The 20,986-nt window shown below is 69.3% G+C and carries 19 protein-coding genes; 10 read left to right on the forward strand and 9 right to left on the reverse strand.

Annotated features, from left to right (window positions below):
- Positions 1-388: 388 nt before the first annotated feature.
- The 5 genes from YWW_RS0111535 (at position 389) to YWW_RS0111555 (ending at position 6,366) form a co-directional block, all read left to right on the forward strand.
- Positions 389-1,705 carry an ABC transporter substrate-binding protein gene (locus tag YWW_RS0111535; RefSeq protein WP_026930239.1) on the forward strand — a complete coding sequence of 439 codons (1,317 nt, stop codon included), beginning with the start codon at positions 389-391 and terminating at the stop codon, positions 1,703-1,705.
- Positions 1,706-1,927: 222 nt separating this feature from the next.
- On the forward strand, positions 1,928-2,875 hold the full coding sequence (locus YWW_RS29825; RefSeq protein ID WP_035702360.1) for a carbohydrate ABC transporter permease: 948 nt from the start codon (positions 1,928-1,930) through the stop codon (positions 2,873-2,875).
- The gene (locus tag YWW_RS0111545) at positions 2,872-3,798 is read left to right on the forward strand and encodes a carbohydrate ABC transporter permease (RefSeq protein WP_081687390.1); all 927 of its coding nucleotides are present in this window, start codon (positions 2,872-2,874) and stop codon (positions 3,796-3,798) included. Before YWW_RS29825 ends, YWW_RS0111545 begins: the two co-directional genes overlap by 4 nt.
- The gene (locus YWW_RS0111550; protein WP_051325676.1) at positions 3,795-5,234 is read left to right on the forward strand and encodes a GH1 family beta-glucosidase; all 1,440 of its coding nucleotides are present in this window, start codon (positions 3,795-3,797) and stop codon (positions 5,232-5,234) included. Before YWW_RS0111545 ends, YWW_RS0111550 begins: the two co-directional genes overlap by 4 nt.
- Positions 5,235-5,265: 31 nt before the next feature.
- Positions 5,266-6,366 (forward strand): LacI family DNA-binding transcriptional regulator, encoded by a 1,101-nt coding sequence (locus YWW_RS0111555; protein ID WP_081687391.1) that lies wholly within the window; start codon positions 5,266-5,268, stop codon positions 6,364-6,366.
- A 66-nt stretch (positions 6,367-6,432) separates the two neighbouring features.
- Here the strand turns inward: YWW_RS0111555 and YWW_RS29830 are convergent, their stop codons facing one another.
- Positions 6,433-7,320 (reverse strand): SDR family oxidoreductase, encoded by an 888-nt coding sequence (locus YWW_RS29830; protein ID WP_081687392.1) that lies wholly within the window; start codon positions 7,318-7,320, stop codon positions 6,433-6,435.
- Positions 7,321-7,421: 101 nt separating this feature from the next.
- Here YWW_RS29830 and YWW_RS0111565 point away from each other — a divergent pair, with 101 nt between their 5' ends.
- The 4 genes from YWW_RS0111565 to YWW_RS0111580 all read left to right on the forward strand — a co-directional run bounded on the left by YWW_RS0111565 (position 7,422) and on the right by YWW_RS0111580 (position 11,024).
- The gene (locus tag YWW_RS0111565; protein WP_026930243.1) at positions 7,422-8,015 is read left to right on the forward strand and encodes an acyl-CoA-like ligand-binding transcription factor; all 594 of its coding nucleotides are present in this window, start codon (positions 7,422-7,424) and stop codon (positions 8,013-8,015) included.
- 123 nt (positions 8,016-8,138) lie between these two features.
- Complete coding sequence (locus tag YWW_RS0111570; RefSeq protein WP_026930244.1) at positions 8,139-10,298, forward strand: (Fe-S)-binding protein; 2,160 nt, start codon at positions 8,139-8,141, stop codon at positions 10,296-10,298.
- 76 nt (positions 10,299-10,374) lie between these two features.
- Complete coding sequence (locus tag YWW_RS0111575; RefSeq protein ID WP_026930245.1) at positions 10,375-10,635, forward strand: type II toxin-antitoxin system Phd/YefM family antitoxin; 261 nt, start codon at positions 10,375-10,377, stop codon at positions 10,633-10,635.
- Positions 10,620-11,024 (forward strand): PIN domain-containing protein, encoded by a 405-nt coding sequence (locus tag YWW_RS0111580; protein ID WP_026930246.1) that lies wholly within the window; start codon positions 10,620-10,622, stop codon positions 11,022-11,024. Before YWW_RS0111575 ends, YWW_RS0111580 begins: the two co-directional genes overlap by 16 nt.
- 110 nt (positions 11,025-11,134) lie before the next feature.
- Here the strand turns inward: YWW_RS0111580 and YWW_RS0111585 are convergent, their stop codons facing one another.
- From YWW_RS0111585 to YWW_RS35950, 8 genes are all read right to left on the reverse strand, one after another.
- Positions 11,135-11,605, reverse strand: a complete 471-nt coding sequence (locus tag YWW_RS0111585; protein ID WP_245595401.1) for a nucleoside deaminase — start codon at positions 11,603-11,605, stop codon at positions 11,135-11,137.
- A gap of 13 nt (positions 11,606-11,618) precedes the next feature.
- Positions 11,619-12,125 (reverse strand): tRNA adenosine deaminase-associated protein, encoded by a 507-nt coding sequence (locus YWW_RS0111590; RefSeq protein ID WP_026930248.1) that lies wholly within the window; start codon positions 12,123-12,125, stop codon positions 11,619-11,621.
- A 93-nt stretch (positions 12,126-12,218) separates the two neighbouring features.
- The gene (locus YWW_RS29835) at positions 12,219-12,581 is read right to left on the reverse strand and encodes a hypothetical protein (RefSeq protein WP_155830140.1); all 363 of its coding nucleotides are present in this window, start codon (positions 12,579-12,581) and stop codon (positions 12,219-12,221) included.
- Positions 12,574-13,953: a PrsW family intramembrane metalloprotease gene (locus tag YWW_RS29840; RefSeq protein ID WP_081687393.1), complete on the reverse strand. Its 1,380-nt coding sequence runs from the start codon at positions 13,951-13,953 to the stop codon at positions 12,574-12,576. The genes YWW_RS29835 and YWW_RS29840 overlap by 8 nt, the downstream gene beginning before the upstream one ends.
- Positions 13,950-14,306 carry an STAS domain-containing protein gene (locus YWW_RS0111605; protein WP_035702370.1) on the reverse strand — a complete coding sequence of 119 codons (357 nt, stop codon included), beginning with the start codon at positions 14,304-14,306 and terminating at the stop codon, positions 13,950-13,952. The genes YWW_RS29840 and YWW_RS0111605 overlap by 4 nt, the downstream gene beginning before the upstream one ends.
- 21 nt (positions 14,307-14,327) lie before the next feature.
- Positions 14,328-14,882: a response regulator gene (locus tag YWW_RS0111610; RefSeq protein ID WP_026930250.1), complete on the reverse strand. Its 555-nt coding sequence runs from the start codon at positions 14,880-14,882 to the stop codon at positions 14,328-14,330.
- Positions 14,879-19,306 carry a HAMP domain-containing protein gene (locus tag YWW_RS29845; RefSeq protein ID WP_081687394.1) on the reverse strand — a complete coding sequence of 1,476 codons (4,428 nt, stop codon included), beginning with the start codon at positions 19,304-19,306 and terminating at the stop codon, positions 14,879-14,881. The genes YWW_RS0111610 and YWW_RS29845 overlap by 4 nt, the downstream gene beginning before the upstream one ends.
- A 220-nt stretch (positions 19,307-19,526) precedes the next feature.
- Positions 19,527-20,063, reverse strand: coding sequence for a hypothetical protein (locus tag YWW_RS35950; RefSeq protein ID WP_155830141.1), 537 nt, complete (start codon positions 20,061-20,063; stop codon positions 19,527-19,529).
- Here YWW_RS35950 and YWW_RS0111625 point away from each other — a divergent pair.
- Entirely contained in the window at positions 20,043-20,780 is a 738-nt protein-coding gene (locus YWW_RS0111625) for an LPXTG cell wall anchor domain-containing protein (protein WP_155830142.1), read from the forward strand. The genes YWW_RS35950 and YWW_RS0111625 overlap by 21 nt on opposite strands.
- Positions 20,781-20,986 lie beyond the last annotated feature (206 nt).

The raw sequence follows: 20,986 nt of genomic DNA on the forward strand, positions 1-20,986 counted from the left end.
CCTCGCAAGACTCCGACCTAGATGTCAATACATTGACATCTCTAAATTTATTTTGCGCGCATTGCCCAAGGATGTGCAAAGGCATCGAAATACCTGGTAGCGAACGCTCATCGCGACGGTCGTAGCGAGGTATTCAAGATCGCCGATCGCATGGCTCCCACGGGCGAGGTAACAAAAAAGTAACTCCTCCCACGGCCGGGCTTGCGTCATGCATCACGCTCCCGTAAGCTGCTGGTATCGCTCCCAAAGCGATGACGTCCTCTATCACCCGGCCGGGCGCCCGCGCCCGGCCCCCTCGACCCTCGTGGTCGACCCCTGTTGAACCGACGACTGCGACAACCCCTCCCACAACACGGCGCCACCGGCGCCTGGAAGGAAACCAGCGAATATGCATCTCCTCAACAGACACCGCGGCAAGGCGGCCCTGGCGGCGATCGCCGCGGGCACGCTCGCACTGAGCGCCTGCAGCGGCGACGGTGACGACGGCACGACCGAAGACGGCAAGATCCAGCTCACCGTCCAGGGCTTCGGCACCCTCGGCTACATCCAGGCCGGACTCGAAGAGCAGTACGAGAGCGAGAACCCCGACATCGACGTCGTCTTCGAGGGCGACGGGCTCAACTTCGAGAACGACTTCCGGCCCGCCATGGAGGCGGCCCTCCAGGCCGGATCCGGCGCCGGCGACGTCATGGCGATGGACGAGCAGGCCATGGCCCAGATGATGGCCAACGAGGACTACTGGGTCGACCTGGCCGAGTACGGCTACGACTCCCGCGCCGAGGAGTACCCGCAGTGGAAGTGGGACCTCGGCCACACCCCCGGCGGCAAGCTCGCCGGATTCGGCACCGACGTCGGCGGCATGGGCATGTGCTACCGCACCGACCTGTTCGCCGAGGCCGGCCTGCCGACCGAACGCACTGAGGTCGCCGCGGCCTGGGCCGACTGGGAGGGCTTCACGACCGTCGCCCAGACCTTCGTCGACTCCGGCGTGGACGCCGCCTTCCTCGACAGCCCGACGCAGCTGCAGAACATGCTGCTGGGCCAAGTCGCCGGCCAGTCCGACGGCCAGATGTACGTCGACGCCGAGGGCAACCTGACGCTCGACTCCGAAGCCGTCCAGACCTCGGTCAACACCATCATCGAGCTCAACGAGATGGGTGCCATCGGCACCTTCGTCTCCTGGAGCGAGGAGTGGATCGCGGCCCAGGCCGAGGGCGGCTTCGCCACCATGCCGTGCCCGGCGTGGATGCTCGGCATCGTCGAGGACAACGCCGGCGACGCCGGCGCCGGCAACTGGGACTTCGCCGCGGCGCCGGGCGTCTCGGGCAACTGGGGCGGCTCGTGGCTGCTCGTCCCGGCCCAGAGCCCGAACCCGGAGGAGGCCGCCGCGCTGGCCGCGTGGCTGACCGCCCCCGAGCAGCAGGTCGCCGCCTTCGAGTCCGGACCGTTCCCGTCCACCCTCGAGGGCGCCCAGATGGTCTCCGACTACACCAACCCGTACTTCAACGACGCGCCGGTCGGCGAGATCATCGCGGCCTCCGTGGCGGAGTTCCCGGCGCTGGAGTACACCGAGCTGCACCCGTCCGTGAAGGGCGCCGTGGAAGGGGCCCTCAACGGCCTCGTCGACGGCACTTACAGCTCCGACGACATCTGGGACGCCATCCAGTCCGAGGCCGAGAACGCGGTGGAGCTCGGCGGCTTGTAACCCGAAGGCGCCCGTCCCCCAGTGACGGCGCCGGTCGCCGCCGGGAGCGGTGATCCCCAGGCACCGCTCCCCACCTCTTCGGCGACTCACGCTCCGGCCCGCCGGCCCGCCTCCGCGCGACAGCACTCCCCCCGCGGAGGCGGCCGGCGGCACCGGCGCCGTGTCGGCCCGCCGCGCCCCAACCCGCGGCGGGCCGACTCCTTCGGACCGATGAGAGGAACCATGACCACCGCAGTCGACACGGCTCGAACGCACCGGCGCCAGACCTTCCGCGACCGGCTCCACAAGTTCGACCTCAAAGGCACCCCGTATCTCTTCGTAGCCCCGTTCTTCCTGCTGTTCGCAGTGTTCGGACTCTTCCCGATGGGCTACACCATGTACGCCTCGCTCCACGACTGGAGCACCCGCAAGCCCGACCAGACCTTCGTCGGTCTGGACAACTACCGCTTCCTGCTGTTCGAGTACGATCGCTTCCCCTGGTCGATCGTCAACACGCTCGGCATGTTCGCCATCGCCACCATCCCGCAGCTGATCGTGGCCCTCATGGTCGCCAACGCGCTGAACAAGCGCTTGAGGGCGCAGCTGACCTGGCGCATGCTCGTGCTCGCCCCGATCGTCACCTCCGTGGTCGCCGTCGGCGTCGTCTTCGCCCGCATCTGGGGCCAGGAGTACGGCATGGTCAACGGGCTCCTCGGCCTGGTCGGCATCGACAACATCAACTGGCAGGCGGAGCGGTGGAGCTCCTGGATCGCCATCTCCTCCATGGTGGACTGGCGTTGGATGGGCTACAACGCCCTGATCTTCCTGGCCGCCATGCAGACCATCCCCAGGCAGCTCTACGAGGCCGCCGCGATCGACGGCGCCGGCTCCCGGCAGCAGTTCTGGAAGATCACGGTCCCGCAGCTCAAGCCCGTCATCATCTTCACCACGTTCATCTCCACGGTCGGCGGGATGATGCTCTTCGTCGAGCCGATGATGTTCGACTCGGGCCGCTTCTCCGGCGGCAGCGACGGCCAGTTCCAGACCACCTCGATGGTCCTGATCGACCTGCTCCGCACCCACGGCAACTACGGCATGTCCGCCGCGGCCGGGTGGCTGCTGTTCGTCGTCATCCTGCTGCTCGCCGGATTGAACTTCCTCGTCGTCAACCGCATCCAGGGGAACAAATGAGCACCGTCCTCAAACCGCCCGCGCCCGCCTCCACACCGGCGAGGCCCGCGAACCAGAAGCGTCCCAAGAAGCGCCGCAAGGGAGCCGGCGCGCACGTGCTCGAACCGACGGTGCTGACCCGCGTGGGCCTCATCGGCGTCATCGCGCTGTCGATCTTCCCGCTGTACTGGATGATCGTCATCGCCTCCCGGGACACCGCGGCCGCCTCCCAGTTCCCGCCGGTGCTGCTTCCCGGCGGCAACCTGGGGGCCAACGTCGAGCGGGCGCTGACCGATCCGCAGGCGAACCTGCTGCTGGGCCTGCAGAACTCGTTCATCATCACCGGCACCGTCACCGTCTCGGTCGTGCTCATCTCGAGCCTCGCCGGCTTCGCCTTCGCCAAGCTGCAGTTCAAGGGCTCCAAGCTGCTCATGTTCTTCGTCATGGCGATCATGATGGTCCCCATCCAGCACCTGGGCCTGGTCCCGATGTACCTCATGATGGTCGAGCTCGAATGGCTCGACACCTACCAGGCCGCGATCCTGCCGTTCCTGGTCAACGGTTTCGGGATCTTCCTGATGCGCCAGTACACCCTCCAGTCGGTTCCCGACGAGCTCATCGAGGCCGCCCGCATCGACGGCGCCTCGACGCTGCGGATCTGGTGGCGCATCGTCCTGCCGGCGCTGCGCCCGGGCATGGTCGTGCTCGGCCTGCTCACCTTCATGCTCAACTGGAACGAGTTCCTGTGGCCGTTCCTGGTCCTGAGCAGCGAGACGCCGACGATCCAGCTGGCGATCCGACAGATCTCCGTCGGCCTGTACTCGACCGACCTGTCGATGGTCTTCACCGGCACCCTGATCTCGATCATCCCAATCACGATCCTGTTCATCATCTTCGGACGGCAGATCGTCAGCGGCATCATGGAAGGTTCCACCAAACAATGACCACCGACATCGACAATGCGACAGAGGGCGAGGACGCGCTCGCCGCCCGGTTCCCAGCGGGCTTCACCTGGGGCGCGGCCACCTCCTCCTACCAGGTGGAGGGGGCGACGACCACGGACGGGCGGGGGCGGTCCATCTGGGACACGTTCGTGGCGGAGCCGGGGAGGGTCGTCGACGGGTCCAACGGCGACAAGGCCATCGACTCCTACAACAACATCGAGGGCGACGTGGCCCTCGTCGGCGAGCTCGGGCTCAACAGCTACCGCTTCTCGCTGTCGTGGCCCAGGGTCTGCCCCGACGGCGACTCCCGGGTCAACCGGGCCGGCCTGGACTACTACTCGGCCCTGGTCGACGCGCTGCTCGAGGCGGACGTGACGCCGTGGGTGACGCTCTACCACTGGGACCTGCCGCAGGCGCTGGAGAACGCCGGCGGCTGGCCCAAGCGGGACACCGCCGAGCGCTTCGGCGAGTTCGCGCGGGCCGCGCACGCGGTCCTCGGCGACCGCGTCAAGCACTGGATCACCGTCAACGAGCCGTGGTGCGCGGCGTTCCTGGGCTATGCCTCGGGCGAGCACGCGCCGGGGCGGCGGGAGCCGGCCGCGTCCATCGCGGCGGCGCACCACCTGATGGTGGGGCACGGGCTCGCCGCGCGGGCGATCAAGGAGGCCGATCCGGCCTCGACGGTGAGCATCGGCTTGAACTTCTACCCGGTGTACGCCGCCTCGGACACGCCGGCGGACGTGGACGCGGCCCGGCGGATCGACGGGGTGCAGAACCGGTGGTTCACCGACGCGGCGCTCAAGGGCGCCTACCCCGAGGACATCGTCGAGGACTTCGAGGCGGTCACGGACTTCTCGTTCGTCGAGGTCGGCGACATGGAGCTGATCAACGCGCCGCTGGACTGCCTGTCGGTGAACTTCTACAGCCAGTTCACCGTCACCGCCGCCGAGGGCGGGGCGGCCTCGGCCTCGGCGGCGCCGACGAACGCCGGTTCGCCGTGGCCGGCGAACGAGCACATCGGGTTCGTGACCACCGGGCTGCCGCAGACGGACATGGGCTGGGAGATCGCGCCGCAGGGGCTTACTGAAACGTTGAAACGCCTCCACGCGAACTATCCGCAGGTGACACTGGCGGTGACCGAGAACGGGGCGGCGTTCCCCGATAAGCTCGTCGAGGGCCAGGTGGCCGACTCGGAGCGGCTCGACTACGTCCGCGACCACCTGGAGGCGTGCGCCGACGCGATCGAGGCGGGGGTGCCGCTGGTGGGCTACTTCGCGTGGTCCCTGGCCGACAACTTCGAATGGGCTTGGGGGTATACCAAGCGGTTCGGACTGGTTTATGTCGACTTCGAAACCGGACAACGGGTCGTGAAGGACTCGGGCAAGTGGTACGGCGACCTGGTGCGGCAGGCTCGTTCGAACGGTGAGGCAAAATAAGATCACGCAACGGAGCCCGAGGTGATGCACGATGACCGACACCCGATCTGACGAACCAGGCACTGGTTCGCCGCAGCCCGCACCGCAGACCCCCAACGGCAGTACCAGGCGGGGGCGCGGGGCCGGGCGCCCCACGCTCGACACCGTCGCGCGCCACGCGGGTGTCGGTCGGGGCACGGTCTCGCGCGTCATCAACGGCTCCCCGAAGGTCGCCGAGGACACGCGGGCGGCGGTGCTGGCCGCGATCAAGGAGCTCGGGTACGTCCCGAACCAGGCGGCGCGGACGCTGGTGACGCAGCGGACCGACACGGTCGCGCTGGTCGTCACCGAGTCGCAGGAGTGGCTGTGGAGCGAGCCGTTCTTCGCGGGGGTGCTGCGCGGGATCACCGAGCAGCTCGCCGAGGAGAACATGCGGCTGATGCTCACGTTCGCGCCGCGCGACGGCGACCGCTCCCGTCTGGAGTCGTACCTGATGGGCGGCCACGTCGACGGGGTCATGATGGTCTCCAGCCACGGCGGCGACCCGCTGCCGGAGCGGCTCGAGGACGCCGGGATCCCGATCGTGCTGTGCGGCACGCCCGTGGGGTTCAGGCCGCTGGCGTACGTGGACTGCGACAACCGGTCTGGAGCGCGACAGGCCGTGGAGTACCTGGCCGAGCGGGGGCACAGCCGCATCGGCATCGTCGCCGGCCCGCAGGACATGGCCGTGGGCGTCGACCGCCTCAACGGCTACCGCGACGGCCTGCGGGGGCACCGCCTGCCGGTGGAGGAGCGGCTCGTGGCCGTGGCGAACGGTTTCGACGAGGCCAGCGGCATCAAGGCGGCGCGGCAGCTGTTCGACGCCGCCGGGGAGCTGGACGCGGTCCTGGCGGCCTCGGACCCGCTCGCGATCGCGACGCTGCGGGTGGCGCGGGAGCGCGGCTTCTCGGTGCCGCAGGACCTGGCGCTCATCGGCTTCGACGACTCGCCGCTGGCGGAGGTCGCCGAGCCGCCGCTGACGACGGTGCACCAGCCGACCGAGACGATGGGCCGGGAGATGGCGCGGCTGCTGTGCGGGCGCGTCCGCGGCGAGGAGGCGGGGCCGCTGGTGACGATCCTGGGCACCAGGATCGTCGTCCGCGAATCGGCTTGATCGATACAGCAGCGGGCGGGGCCGGAGCGATGCGCTCCGGCCCCGCCCGTTTCCTGGTTTCCGTGTTCAGCGGTCGGCGCCGACGATCGGCGGGGTGAGCGTGGGCTGCCTGGCCTCGAGCTGGGCGGCGAGGTGCCGGTCCCGTTCGGTCTCGGGCGGGAAGGCGTCCAGGAGCAGCCGCATCCGCTGCTCGAGCAGGGGGAGGATGTAGCGGTCGGTGTGGACGTACAGTTCCCCCTCGCGCACGGCGGCGAGGACCTGCTCGCCGACCTGGTCGGGTTCGAGTCCGGCCTCCTGGAGCAGCCGGTGGCCCTGTTCGGCGAGTTCGCTGCCGTCGACGCCTTCGGCTCTGGCGCTGTTGCGCAGGACGTCGGTGCGGACGATGCCCGGGCACAGCACCGTCGCCCCGATGCCGGCGGCGGCCAGTTCGGGTTGCAGGCGCAGGGACTCGGTGATGCCGACGACGGCGAACTTCGAGGCCACGTAGGTCAGGTTCCTGGTGCCGACGAGGCCGGCCCCCGAGGCGGTGTTGACGACGTGGCCGGGGCCGCCGCGTTCGAGCATGCGCGGCAGGACCGTCTGGACGCCGTTGACGACGCCGCCGAGGTTGACGTCGAGGACGTGGTCCCACTGCCGGTAGTCGAGCTTGGTGACGGTCCCGGCGACCGAGCCGAGCCCGGCGTTGTTGCAGATGACGGCGACGGGGCCGAAGCGGTCTTCGGCGGCGTCGACGGCGGCGGCGAAGGCGGTGCGGTCGCGGACGTCGAGCGCGTACGCGGCGACGCGGTCGCCGGCCTCGGCGGCGAGGTCGCGTTCGGCCTCGGCGAGCCGTTCGGTGTCGAGGTCGGTCAGGGCGATGCGGGCGCCCGCGGCGGCGAAGGCGCGGGCGATGCCGAAGCCGATGCCCTGGGCGCCGCCGGTGATGAACACGTGCCGGTTCGCAAGGTCTCGCATGAAGCCTCCAAATTCTGGGAGTTGCTCTCACTTTTACACAATAGCAGGAGTCGCTCTCATTTGGGAGTGACTCCCACTTCGGTGGCTGCTAGGCTCCGGCCATGGAGGAACGAGTCGGTCTGCGCGAGCGCAAGCGCCGGGCGGCGATGCGGCGCGTCCAGGAGGTCGCACTGGACCTGTTCGACGAGCACGGCTTCGACGCGGTGACGGTCAAGCAGATCGCCGAGGCGGCGGGCGTGGCGCCGAGCTCGGTGTACCGCTACTTCGAGACGAAGGAGGGCATCGTCCTCTACGACCCGAACCGGATCGTGCTCAGCGAGCCGGCCAGGCCCGAGGAGGACGGCCTGCGGCTGTTCGAGGCGCTGTACCGCACGATCACCGCCTTCGTCGCCGAGCACGGGGACGAGGTGATCGACCGGCGGCGGACGCGATACCTGATGGAGGTGCCCTCGGTGCGGACGGCGGTGGCCGAGCGGATCTTCACCGACGTGCCGACGATGGCCTCGTTCATCGCCGAGCGCACGGGGCGGTCCGTCGACGAGCTCGAGGTCCAGGTGGCCGCCGGGGCCTTCGCCGGAGGGCTGCTGGCCGCGGTCCGCCACTGGCACGCCGAGGACTACGCCGAACCGCTGGGCGAGCTGCTCGAGCGGACGCTCGCGACGCTGCGCGACGGCCTCGAGGTGAGCCTCGAGTGAGCCTGTCGGCGACCGCGGGACCGGCCCGGCTCGACATGATGGCTACTGATCAGTAACATGTATCGTGATCGAGAGCACCGTCCCGTTCGAGCACTGTTATTCGAGCACCGTCGAGAGGTCGCCATGGGAGTCGTCCAAATCGTCACGGCCACGATCGCCTTCGCCTACACGGCGCTCGCGATCGGCCTGTTCGCCCGCGCCGTGGTGCGGCTGCTCGCCACCGTCCGGCTCGGCACGGCCGACCGCACCCGCGGCGGGGACCGCGGCAGGCGCGTCGCCACCATGCTGCGCGAGACCGTCGGGCACACCAGGATGCTCCAGTGGACCTGGATCGGGGCCGCGCACTGGTTCGTGTTCGTCGGCTTCTTCGCCCTCTTCCCGGTCCTGGCCACCGCCTACCTCGAGACGCTCAACCCCGAGTGGACACTGCCGTGGGTGGGCCACTGGGAGCCGTGGCTGCTGCTGTCCGAGATCATCGCGACCGTCACCGGGCTCGGCATCGTGTTCCTGTTCGCCGTGCGCGTGGCGAGCCAGCCGAAGGCCCACCGGGTGCCGCCGGAAGGGCTGGCCTCGGCCGACGGGCAGCGCTCCTCGTCGTCGCGGTTCGAGCACTCCCGGCAGTGGCAGGCGTTCTACATCGAGGCCACGATCTTCGCGATCGTCGCCTGCTTCTTCACGATCCGGGCCAGTGAGTTCGCGCTCGGCGGGATCGACGCGGCCTGGGCCTCGCCGATCTCGGCCGGTCTCGCGAACCTCCTCGACGGCGCCTCGACGTCGGCGCTGCACACCGCGATCACGGTCACCGCCGGGGTGAAGATCCTCGTGTCCTGGACGTTCTTCCTCATGCTCGCGCTGGTGCCGAGCATGGGCATCGGCTGGCACCGGCTGACGGCGTTCTTCAACATCTACTTCAAGCGCCACGCCGACGGCGCGCCCAGCCTGGGCGCGGTCAAACCGATGCTCATCGACGGCGAACCGGCCGACTTCGAGACCGCCGACCCCGAGACGCAGCCGTTCGGCGTCGACACCATCACCGACGTCAGCTGGAAGGGCCTGCTCGACTTCACCACCTGCACCGAATGCGGGCGGTGCCAGTCGCAGTGCCCGGCGTGGAACACCGGCAAGCCCCTCTCCCCCAAGAAGCTCGTGACCGACCTGCGGGACCACCTCTACGAGCAGGCGCCGTACCTGAAGGCCGCCGCGGAGGCGAAGCGGCGCGGCGGCGACGGGGCCGAGATCGAGCCGATCTCGATCATCGGCTCGGTCATCGACCCGGACGTGCTGTGGTCGTGCACCACGTGCGGGGCGTGCGTCGAGCAGTGCCCGGTCGACATCGAGCACGTCGACACGATCATGGACCTGCGCCGGCACCAGACGATGATCGAGTCGGCCTTCCCCGGCGAGGCGCAGACGATGCTGCGCAACCTCGAGAACAAGGGCAACCCGTGGGGCGAGAACCCGGCGAACCGCCTCAAGTGGGCCGAGCCGCTCGACTTCGAGGTGCCGATCGCCGAGGCCGGCGGGGACTGGGAGTACCTGTACTGGGTGGGCTGCGCGGGCGCCTACGACCCGAAGGCGCAGAAGACGTCCAGGGCGGTGGCGACGCTGCTGCACGAGGCGGGCGTGAAGTTCGCGGTGCTCGGCGAGGCCGAGACCTGCACCGGCGACCCGGCCCGCCGCATCGGGCACGAGTTCATGTTCCAGATGTTCGCCGAGCAGAACGTGGAGGCGATCAACGGGACCGGCGCGGTCAAGATCGTCGCGACCTGCCCGCACTGCCTGAACACCATCGGCAACGAGTACGGCGAGCTGGGCGGGAACTACGAGGTCGTGCACCACACGCAGCTGCTGGCCGACCTGGTGGAGTCCGGCAGGATCGAACCGGTGGAGCAGCACGATGGGAAGCTCACCTACCACGACCCCTGTTACCTGGGCCGCCACAACCGGGTCTTCACGCCGCCGCGGGAGCTGCTCGGCTCCTTCGCGGAGGTGACGGAGATGCCGCGCAACGCCGAGCGGTCGTTCTGCTGCGGCGCGGGCGGCTCCAGGATGTGGCTGGAGGAGCCGCTGGGCAAGCGCGTCAACCGCGACCGGGCGGACGAGGCGGTGGCGACCGGCGCGCAGACCGTCGCGGTGGGCTGCCCGTTCTGCTCGACGATGCTGCGCGACGGCGTGGCCGACGCGGGCAAGGAGGACGAGGTCGAGGTCGTCGACATCGCGCAGCTGCTGGCGCGGAGCCGCGAGCGGCGGGCCGGGGCCGCCGCGGCGAACGAGCAAGCGTGAGAAATACTCGCGATAAGTAGCCGATAAAGTACGAACAGTGGTGGCCCTCGCGAGTGAAATCAGATAGTCTGATAACATGAAGCTCATGACAGCAACCGAAGTGTCACGGAATTTCTCCGCCGTGCTCGACGCGGTCGAGCACGGCGAGACCGTCACCATCACCAGAGGCAGCGTCCGGGTGGCCACCCTTAGTCCCGCGCCCCCGTCGAACGGAAAAGCGTTCAAGGAGTTCATGGAAGCCTGGCGGGGCAAGCTGGACGACGAGTGGGAAGCCGACGTCCTCTCCGCCAGGGAGTCCGCCATCGATGATTTCAAGGACCCATGGGACGAAAACTGATCCTCGACACCGGCGTGCTCATCGCAGCTGAGCGCGGCCGGTTCAGCCTGTCCGCATTCGCCGAAGACGACGATCTGGCGATCGCCGCGATCACAGTGTCCGAGCTGCTCATGGGCGTCAAATGCGCCGACGAGCGCAGGCGGCCGAAGCGGCAAGAGCACTTCGACCAGCTGCTGAAAGTGCTCCCAGTGGAGAACTACACGCTCCAGACCGCAATAGCCCATGCCAAGCTGCGCGTCCACGCGAAGCGGGCCGGTCGACCCCGCGGCACCTTCGATCTGATCATCGCGGCCACGGCGCTCGCCACGGGACGGGTACTGGCCACCACGGACAAGGCCGCCGGCTTCGACGACCTCCCCGGGCTCGACTGCATCGTGTTGCAACCCTGATACGGCAAGGTCGGCACTGAAGCCGCGGATGCGAAAGGGCGGTACGGGGTTCCCGTGCCGCCCTTCGACTGACCGCCCGCCGTACTACTTGCGCGGGCTCCGCCGCAGTGTTACCCGTTCGGGCTCCGCCCGAAATAGCCCTTGAGGAGCTTCGCCGACTCCTCGGCGAGGACGCCGCCGTAGACCTCGGGGTTGTGGTTCAGCCGCGGATCGCGCACCACGTCCCACAGCGAGCCCACCGCGCCGGTCTTGGGCTCCCACGCGCCGAAGACGATCGCACCGACGCGGGCCAGCACCGCCGCGCCCGCGCACATCGTGCACGGCTCCAAGGTGACCACCAGCGTGCAGCCCTCGAGCCGCCAGCCGTCGCCGTGGCGGGCGGCGGCCTCGCGCAGGGCCAGGATCTCGGCGTGGGCGGTGGGGTCGGCGAGGGCTTCGCGCCGGTTGGCGGCCGCGGCCAGTTCGCGGCCGCCGGGGTCGTAGACCACCGCGCCCACCGGGAGGTCGCCACCGGAGTCCGCCGCGGCCTCCAGGGCGCGGCGCATCAGGCGCCGGTGGGCCTCGCGGCGGGTCTCGTGCACGGTGCCGGGGAGGCTAGGCGCCCGAGGCCGATTCGAGGGCCTCGGCGAAGCCGAGCGCCTCGGCGACTTCGGAGACGACGTCGGAGGGCATCATGCCTTCCTTGGCGCACAGGGCGAGGAGGGTGGCCCCGCCGACGCCGAGGTCGCCGAGCAGGTCGGCCTCGCCCACCGGCTCGGCGTCGAGCTCGGTGGGGCGGGCGCTGATCGACTCCTCGTCTTCGGTGTCGATCTCGTCGGTGTCCTCGGGCTCCAGGTCCCCGAGCAGCGCCTCGCCCAGGCGCGACTGCGAGGCGTACTCGGCATCGGAGCCGAAGGTGCGCAGGTCGTCGCCGTTGTCGAGACGCATGACGGTCAGGTACTCGTCGTCGGCGTCGACGAAGAGCAGCGTCAGGTCGGCGTCAGGGTAGGCCTCACGCATGACCTCGGCGGCGTCCTCGATGTCGGCCACGTCGTCGAGATCGACCTCCGTGGCGTCCCACTCGTCGCCCTCGCGGCCCACAGCCACAGCGAAATACGACACGATCCGTCCCCGTTTTCTGTTCAATGGACCAGCTTCTCAAAGGAATCAGCTGCCCGGACGATCAACTGAAGGATGTGGTGGCCTGGGTTGGCATTACCACAGGATCCAATTGCCGGTCAGCACAAGGTACAGCTCGACTGAGAGTCCCGTGACTCCAGCGGCTGTCCCTGCGACGGCGGCTACGCCGACCGCGACACCGCGGTCACCGTAGCGCGCCAGCGCTGCTGCCACGACAGTTGCGATCGTACTCGCGGCCAAAGTCACCCAGGCGAACCCCGCCCCCGTTCTGGCGAAGGCGAGGAGCCACAGCATCACCCACAGCGCTGTGAGCGCCGAACCCACCGCGACCGCCCCGACCCTGATCGGGTGGGGTTCCCTCCAGTGCGGCCTGCCGGAGCGCGCGGTGGGCGCGCCGGGGCCGGGCCAGGAGGTGGCGCGGATGGGTCCGTCATGCATAAGAGACAGGGTACGTGGGCGGGCCGGGCGGCGGCGGGGGCTGCACGGATGGGACCGGCAGCGGCATGACCGGCAGCGCGGGCGGCTCGACGGCGCGGACCTTCCCGTCGGGGAAGGTGACGTGGTAGCGGGTGCCGTCCCAGGTGGCGGCGGGCATCTGCGGGTCGCGGCCGGTGTAGGCGCCGCGGGCGGCGGCCATGCGGTACAGGTCGGAGCCGATGCGCTGCTGGTCGTAGCGGCCGCCGATGGCGGCGACGTCGAGCTGCTCGGCGGCGTCGGAGGCGGACTGCTGGAAGTCCTTCATGGCCCGTTCGCCATCGGGGCCGGCGACGCGGCGGGCCCAGGCGCGGGCGGCGGCGCGGCGGGAGAACGTCGCCAAAGACGCCAGCTCGGGCGGGGAGATCAGGCCGCTGGCGACGTAGGGGGCCAGGACGGTCTGGGTGCGGCGGGCGTCGGCGGCCCGCAGCCACAGCGCGAGGCCGACCATGGTGAAGAACAGGGGCATGAGGAACGCGGGGTAGAGCGCGAACCACAGCGCCGGCAGCTCGAGTTCGGCACCGATGACGGAGGAGCCGTTCCACAGGGCGTGGAGCGCCATGCCGCACAGGAGCATGCCGACGATCCAGGCGGCCTGGACGCCGGTCCTGCCGGGGCGCCGTGCCGCTTTGCCGAGGCCGATCGCGGACAGGCCGATCATGAGCGGGTGGGCGAACATGGTGGCGAGGCCGCGGAGGAGGACCAGCTGGGTGACCAGGGCGATCCCGGCGGACTCGTCGAGGATCTGGGTGCCGGAGACGTAGGTGCCGGAGGCGTACAGGACGTTCTCGGCGACGGCGAAGCCGGCACCGGAGAGGCCGCAGTAGACGATGGCGTCGAGGGTGCCGGTGAAGTGGGCCCGGGCGAGCCAGAGGACGAGCAGGGGCCCGGCGAGTTTGGTGATCTCCTCGATGACGGGGGCGCTGACGACGGCGGCGAGGTCGGTGCTGAGGCCGTTCTCGTGGAGGAGGTAGGCGGCGCCGGTGTTGACGCCGAGGGAGATCGCGGTGGAGACGCACGCGCCCCAGCCGAAGCAGAACGCCAGGACGAGCCAGGGGCGCCTGCGGTGGCGGCCGAGCCACACGAAGGTGGCGATCAGGACCGGGGCGGGCACGAACGCGGCGACGAGGCCGACGCCGGCGGCCTCGGCTCCGGCGCCGTCGACGATGGACCAGCCCAGGACGGTGAGGCCGCCCGCGAAGAGCAGGGCGCAGCCGGTAGCGGTGAGGGCGCGCGCCCGCCTGCGGTGGCCGGCGACGGCCAGGACGGCCCCGATGAGGGCCAGGGCGGCCGCGGCGGTGAGGACGAGGAGGAGTTCGCGGGTCTGGTCGCTCACGCGGGGGCCTCCGGGCCTGGTTCGGCGCCCGGGTCGTCGCGGATGACGAAGTGCTCGCCGATGCCGGAGACGGCCAGGAGCCGTTTGAGGAAGTCGCCGAGGTTGGCGAGGACGAGGACGGACCGGGAGCGGGCGGCGGCGCGGCTGAGGACCACGAGCGTCCCCAGGCCCCGCGAGTCGCAGAAGGTCACGCCCTCCATGTCGAGGACGACGCGGACGGGGTCCTCCCCGAGCGCCTCGTTGACGGCGTCGGACAGCCGCGGAGCGGTCTGGAGGTCGATTTCGCCGGTCAGCGCCACGATCGTCTCGTTCGATTCGCGGTAAACCGAAATGTCGAGCTTTTGGTGTACCACGCCCCCAACCCTAACTGAAAACTAATCGGTGCCGGGTTCGAGGAGCGCGAGGATCTCGGCGATCTCGTCGTCGGGGCCGTGTTTCTTCTGCCACTCGGCGAGGTCGCCGTAGGCCCTGCGGAGGCGCCTGATGAGGCCGTCCTCGCGTTCGCGCAGGTCGCGGGTGCGTTCGGAGGTGTGGCGGAGGGCCTGGCCCTGGGACCACAGGTCGATGAAGACCTTGACCTTGGTGCGCAGCATCCAGGGGTCGAACGGTTTGGTGATGTAGTCGACGGCGCCGACGGAGTAGCCGCGCATGGCCAGGTGGGCGTCGCGGTCGGCGGCGGTGAGGAAGATGATCGGCGTGTGGCGGGTCTTCTCGCGCTGCTTGATGTGGCGGGCGGTCTCGAAGCCGTCCATGCCGGGCATCTGGGCGTCGAGGAGGATCGCGGCGAAGTCCTCGGACAGGAGCCGCTTGAGGGCCTCCTCGCCGGAGGTGACGGCGATGGTCGCCACCGGCAGGCCCTGGAGGATCGCCTCGAGGGCGAGGAGGTTCTCGGATCTGTCGTCTACGAGCAGTACGCGCGCTGTGCTCATGCGGTGTCTCCATCGGTCGGGGCGTCATTCTCTCCCCGCTCGCCGCCGCCGCCGGTGGCGGGGTCGTCTTCGCGGGGGGCCGTCCCGATCCACTGTGACATGGTGTCGAGGAGCAGGTCCAGGTCGACCGGTTTGGTGAGGTAGGCGCTGGCGCCGGCCGAGACGGACTTCTCGCGCTGCTCGGCGAGGGCCTGGGCGGTGAGGAAGATGATCGGCAGCTCGGCGAACTGGGGCATGCGGCGGATGACGCGGGTGGTCTCGTTGCCGTCCATGCCCGGCATCATCGAGTCCATGAGGACGACGTCGATGTCCGGGTGGTGCTGGAGGGCGTCGATGCCGTCGGCGCCGTTCTCGGCGTAGTGGACGCGGATGCCGTGCAGTTCGAGCGCGGCGGTCAGCGCGAAGACGTTGCGGATGTCGTCGTCGACGATGAGGACGGTGGCGCCGTCGAGGTGCTGGGCGGCCGCCGACGAGGACGGCGTCTCGGGCGCGCCGGTCAGGATCGAGGGCCCGCGGGTCTCCTCGACGGGCGGCAGCTCCGTGGTGTGGACGGGGAACTCCTCGTCGTCGTCGATCTCGGCGGGGACGACGAAGGTGAACACCGAGCCTTCGGAGCCGGTGCGTTCGATGAAGACGTCGCCGCCGAGCATCTGCGACAGGGACTTGGAAATCGACAGGCCGAGGCCGGTGCCGCCGAAGTTGCGGCGGGTGGTGCCGTCGGCCTGCTGGAACGGCTCGAAGATGATGGTCTTCTTGTTCGCGGGGACGCCGATGCCGGTGTCGATGACCGAGAACGAGACGCGTTCGCCGGCGGAGTTGAGGCGCGGGGCGTCGAAGCGCAGGTCGGAGGGGACGCGCCTGACCGCGAGGGTCACCGAGCCGGTGCGGGTGAACTTGACGGCGTTGGACAGCAGGTTCCGCAGGACCTGCTGGAACTTCTGGCCGTCGGTCTGGAGCACCACCGGGACGCCGGGACCGACGTCGACGGTGAAGCGCAGGTCCTTGTCCTCGGCCTGGGGCCGGAAGGTCGCCTCGATGTCGCCGAGGGCTTCGGCGAGGTCGAGGGGGTGCACGGAGACGTCCATGCGCCCGGCCTCGATCTTGGACAGGTCGAGGATGTCGTCGATGAGGGTGAGCAGGTCGGTGCCGGCGTTGTGGATGGTGCGGGCGAACTCGATCTGCCGGTCCGAGAGGTTGTTGTCGGCGTTCTCGGACAAGAGCCTGGCGAGCAGCAGCAGCGAGTTCAGGGGCGTGCGCAGCTCGTGGGAGACGTTGGCGAGGAACTCGGACTTGTACTTGGAGGCCTGGGCGAGCTGCTCGGCCTTCTCCTCGATGTCCTGGCGGGCGGATTCGACCTCGAGGTTCTTGACCTCGATGGCCTTGTTCTGCGCGGACAGGAGCGTCGCCTTCTCCTCGAGTTCGACGTTGGTCTCCTTGAGCCGGTCGGACTGGGCCCGGAGCTCCTGGGCCATGCGCTGGGACTCGCGCAGGAGGACCTCGGTGCGGGCGTTGCCCTCGATGGTGGCGAGGGTGACGCCGACGTTGGGCGCGAGCGAGTCGAGGAACTTCTTGTGGAGCCCGGAGTAGGTGTTGAACGAGGCGAACTCGATGACGCCGCGGACCTTGTCGCCGAACTGGACGGGCAGGATGATCAGGTCCGTCGGGGTGGCCTGGCCGAGCCCGGAGGAGATCTCGAGGTAGCCCTCGGGGATGTCGTGGAGGTGGATGGTGCGCTTGGAGGCCGCGGCCTGCCCGACCATGCCCTCGTTCTCCTCGATGATGATCTTCTCGCCGGGGCTGGGGTGCCCGTAGACGGCGTTGAGCCGGTAGGTGACGTGCCCGGAGACGTCCTCGTGGCGGACGTAGAACGTGGAGGTCTGGGCGTCGATGAGGCTGGTGACCTCGTCGAGGATCATGCGGGTGACCTCTTCGATGTTCCTGCGGCCCTGGAGGAGCGAGGAGACGCGCGCGAGGTTGGAGTTGAGCCAGTCGGCGTCGGTGTTCTGGCGGGTCTTGTCCCGCAGGGCGGTGATCATCTGGTTGATCGACTCGGTGAGGTCGGCGATCTCGCCGGCGGCCTCGAAGTCGACCGACTGGGTCAGGTCGCCTCGGGCGACGGCGTGGGCGACGTTGGCGATGGCCCGCAGCTGGAGGGTCAGGGTCGCGGCGAGCGAGTTGACGTTGCGGGTGAGGGCGAGCCAGGTGCCGGCGACGCCGGCGACCTCGGCCTGGCCGCCGAGGTTGCCTTCGACGCCGACTTCGCGGGCGACGCGGGTGACCTCTCCGGCGAAGCTGGAGAGCTGGTCGACCATGGTGTTGACGGTGTTCTTGAGTTCGAGGATCTCGCCTTGGGCGTCGACGGTGATCTGGCGGGTGAGGTCGCCGCGGGCGACCGCGGTGGTGACCTCGGCGATGTTGCGGACCTGGCCGGTGAGGTTCGAGGCCATCGAGTTGACGTTGTCGGTGAGGTCCTTCCAGGTGCCCGAGACGCCCGGGACGTTGGCCTGGCCGCCGAGGCGGCCTTCGGTGCCGACCTCGCGGGCGACGCGCGTGACCTCCCCGGAGAACTGCGAGAGCTGCTCGACCATCGAGTTGAGGGTGGTCTTCAGTTCGAGCATCTCGCCTTGGGCGTCGACGGTGATCTGGCGGGTGAGGTCGCCGCGGGCGACCGCGGTGGCGACGGAGGAGATGTTGCGGACCTGCGCGGTCAGGTTCGAGGCCATCGAGTTGACGTTGTCGGTGAGCGCTTCCCAGATGCCGGAGACGCCTTGGACGTTCGCCTGGCCGCCGAGCTTGCCGTCGGTGCCGACCTCGCGGGCGACGCGCGTGACCTCGTCGGCGAACTGCGAGAGCTGCGCGACCATCGAGTTCATCGTCGATTTGAGTTCGAGCATCTCGCCGCGGGCGTCGACGGTGATCTGCCGCGACAGGTCGCCGTCGGCCACCGCGGTGGCGACGGAGGAGATGTTGCGGACCTGCGCGGTCAGGTTCGAGGCCATGAGGTTGACGTTGTCGGTGAGGTCCTTCCAGGTGCCCGAGACGCCCGGGACCTCGGCCTGGCCGCCGAGCTTGCCGTCGCTGCCGACCTCGCGGGCGACGCGCGTGACCTCGTCGGCGAAGCTAGAGAGCTGGTCGACCATGGTGTTGACGGTGTTCTTGACGTCGGCGACCTCGCCGTAGGCGCGGACGGTGATCTTCTGGTTCAGGTCGCCTGCGGCGACGGCGCTGGTGACCTTCGCGATGTTGCGGACCTGGTCGGTCAGGTTCGTCGCGAGCTGGTTGACGTTCTCGGTGAGGTCCCTCCAGGTGCCGGAGACGCCGAACACCTGGGCCTGGCCGCCGAGGCGGCCTTCGGTGCCGACCTCGCGGGCGACGCGCGTGACCTCGTCGGCGAAGTTCGACAGCTGGTCGACCATGGTGTTGACGGTGTTCTTCAGCTCGAGGATCTCGCCTTGGGCGGACACGGAGATGGTCTTGGTCAGGTCGCCGCGGGCGACGGCGGTGGCGACGGAGGCGATGTCGCGGACCTGGTCGGTGAGGCTGGAGGCCATCGAGTTGACGTTGTCGGTGAGGTCCTTCCAGGTGCCGGAGACGCCGGGGACCTCGGCCTGGCCGCCGAGCTTGCCGTCGGTGCCGACCTCGCGGGCGACACGGGTGACCTCCCCGGCGAAGACCTGGAGGGTCTCGGTGAGGGAGTTGATGGTGTCGGCCAGTTCGGCGACCTCGCCGGAGGCGTTGACGGTGATCTTCTGCTTCAGGTCGCCGGCGGCGATCGCCTGGGTGACCGTGGAGATGGAGCGGACCTGGTCGGTCAGGTTCGAGGCCATCGTGTTGACCGCGTCGGTCAGGGACCGCCAGGTGCCCGAGACGCCCTTGACGTCGGCCTGGCCGCCGAGCTTGCCGTCGGTGCCGACCTCCTGGGAGACGCGGGTGACCTCGGCGGCGAAGCGGCGCAGCAGGCCGACCATCTGGTTGACCGTCTCGCCGAGGCGGCGGAACTCGCCTCTGAGCTGCTTGCCCTCGAATTCGAGCGCGGCCTCCTGGGTGAGGTCGCCGGCGGCGACGGCCTCGAGGACGCGGCCGAGCTCGGTGGTGGGGCGGACGAGCTCTTCGACGAGGCGGTTGACGCTGGCGGCGCCTTCGCGCCAGCCGCCGTCGAGGTGCTCGATGTCGAGCCGGTGGTTCCAGGAGCCTTCCTGGCCGACGACGCGGGCGATGAGCGCCAGGTCGCGGCTCTGCCGGTCGGCGCGTTCGACGACGGCGTTGAACCGGTCGACGACCTCGCCGGCCAGGCCTTCACCGCGGGGCAGCCGGACCGAGAAATCGCCCCGTTCGACGGCCCCGAGGGCGTCGGCGAGGCTGCGGAGCAGGTCGGATTCGTCTGTGGGGTTCGCGGGGGCTGTTCTGGAAGCGGTGTCCGTCATGGCTCTCTTCCTCAGCTGCGGGTACAGGCTCGCCTAACAGGTTGTCACACGAAGGCGGCAAACGTGAAGGCAGGTTACGCAGGGCAGTGCGTCCAGTCACGTCGAGTGACAGCAGGAAAACTGACAGACATTCGCAACCGGTGGTCACCGCGGGGCGTGTGCGTTCTGGCGGCACCAGGGGAGGGTGAGTCATATCAGTGGACTCTCGCCTCGGTACCGCTCAAAACCGAACAGAAGACTCAAGGAGTTCAATGCCAACCCCCCATAAGACCGGTCTCCGCGCCGCCGGAGCCGGCATCGCCGCAGCGGCCCTCACGCTCGCGGCCGGATCCCCGCCTTCGCCCAGGAAGGCGCTGACTCCTCTGTCGATGCCTCTTTCAGCCTGTACGTCAATACTGTCTGGGGCTATGACGAAGGAATCTACGAAGACGGCCAATTCGGCCATTTCTCCTACTACATCGACGAGACGACGATCTCCGAGGAGACCGAGCCGTTCACCGTCGAGACCGTATTCGACTTCTCGGCCTCCGAAGGCATCGTCGAGGTCGAACTGCTCGACGACGAGCGCTGCGAACGCGCCGGCTCGGTGATCACCTGCACCGATGAGGACATCGACCTCGATAAGCTGTGGGACCTCGATTTCGGCGAATACCGGTTCCGCGTCAGCGTCGGTGAGAACGGGCAGGCCGGCGACCAGGCGCCGTATCGCGGGACCGTGGCGATCGACGGGACGATCGTGGACGAGACCGAAGATCACATCCAGATCAGCGACGAGTACGGCACTTGGGAATACGACCCGAGCATGGACCACTCGACCGAGCACGAACCCGGCGATTACGACCTTTCGGTCTCGGATCACGACATCGAGGGCGCAGTGGGCGACACGACGACCGTCTCGGTCGACATCGCCAACCTCGGACCGCTCGACGCGGTGGCGCCGGTGCACAATGGCGCCGGCGAAGGATCCTACAGTGTCCGAATCCAGCTGCCCTCGGGCACCGAGTCCGCTTGGGAAGGGGACGGTCCCGACGACTACTTCTCGCAAGACGGCGTCTATTGCAGCCTCGCGAGGCCGTACTACCTGATCGACCGATCGCTGCCGACCGACACCGGCATCACCGAAAGCGACATCCGTTGCTTCTTCGACAGCATCTCGGTCGCCGAGGGCGCACACCTCGAATTCCCGGTGACCGTCACCGACGCCGCTCCTTCTGAGGACGGCATCATCGCGATCACCGAGTCGATGGAACTCGACGCCGACTACGGCAACAACGTCGCGGTGCTCAGCCTGAACGGCGCTCAGGCCACCCCCGGCGGCGACGGCGGCACCGATGAGACCGACGCGTCCGGCAAGCTGCCGGCCACCGGGAACAGCTCGACGATCATGATCTCGGCCGCCGCGGCCGCGATCGCGGCCGGCGCGGCCGTGTTCTTCGTGATGCGGCGCCGCCGCGTCGCGCGGCATTGGGAGTGAGTCCGGCCACAAACGGCAGAAGAAACACCAGGCGGGCGGCGGCCGCCCCGGATTTCCACCACCGGGGCGGCCGCCGCTCCGCGTCTCCGGCGGGCGCGGCGCGGGCCCGCGCCGCGCCCGGAAGTGGCACGGGCGCACCGCGACCCGACCAGGCGTGCGGCCCCGTCGCGCCCGTCCGGCCGCACCTCGCCGGGCGGGCGGGCCGG

This window comes from Glycomyces tenuis DSM 44171, assembly GCF_000427885.1.
Taxonomy (GTDB): Bacteria; Actinomycetota; Actinomycetes; order Mycobacteriales; family Micromonosporaceae; genus Glycomyces; species Glycomyces tenuis.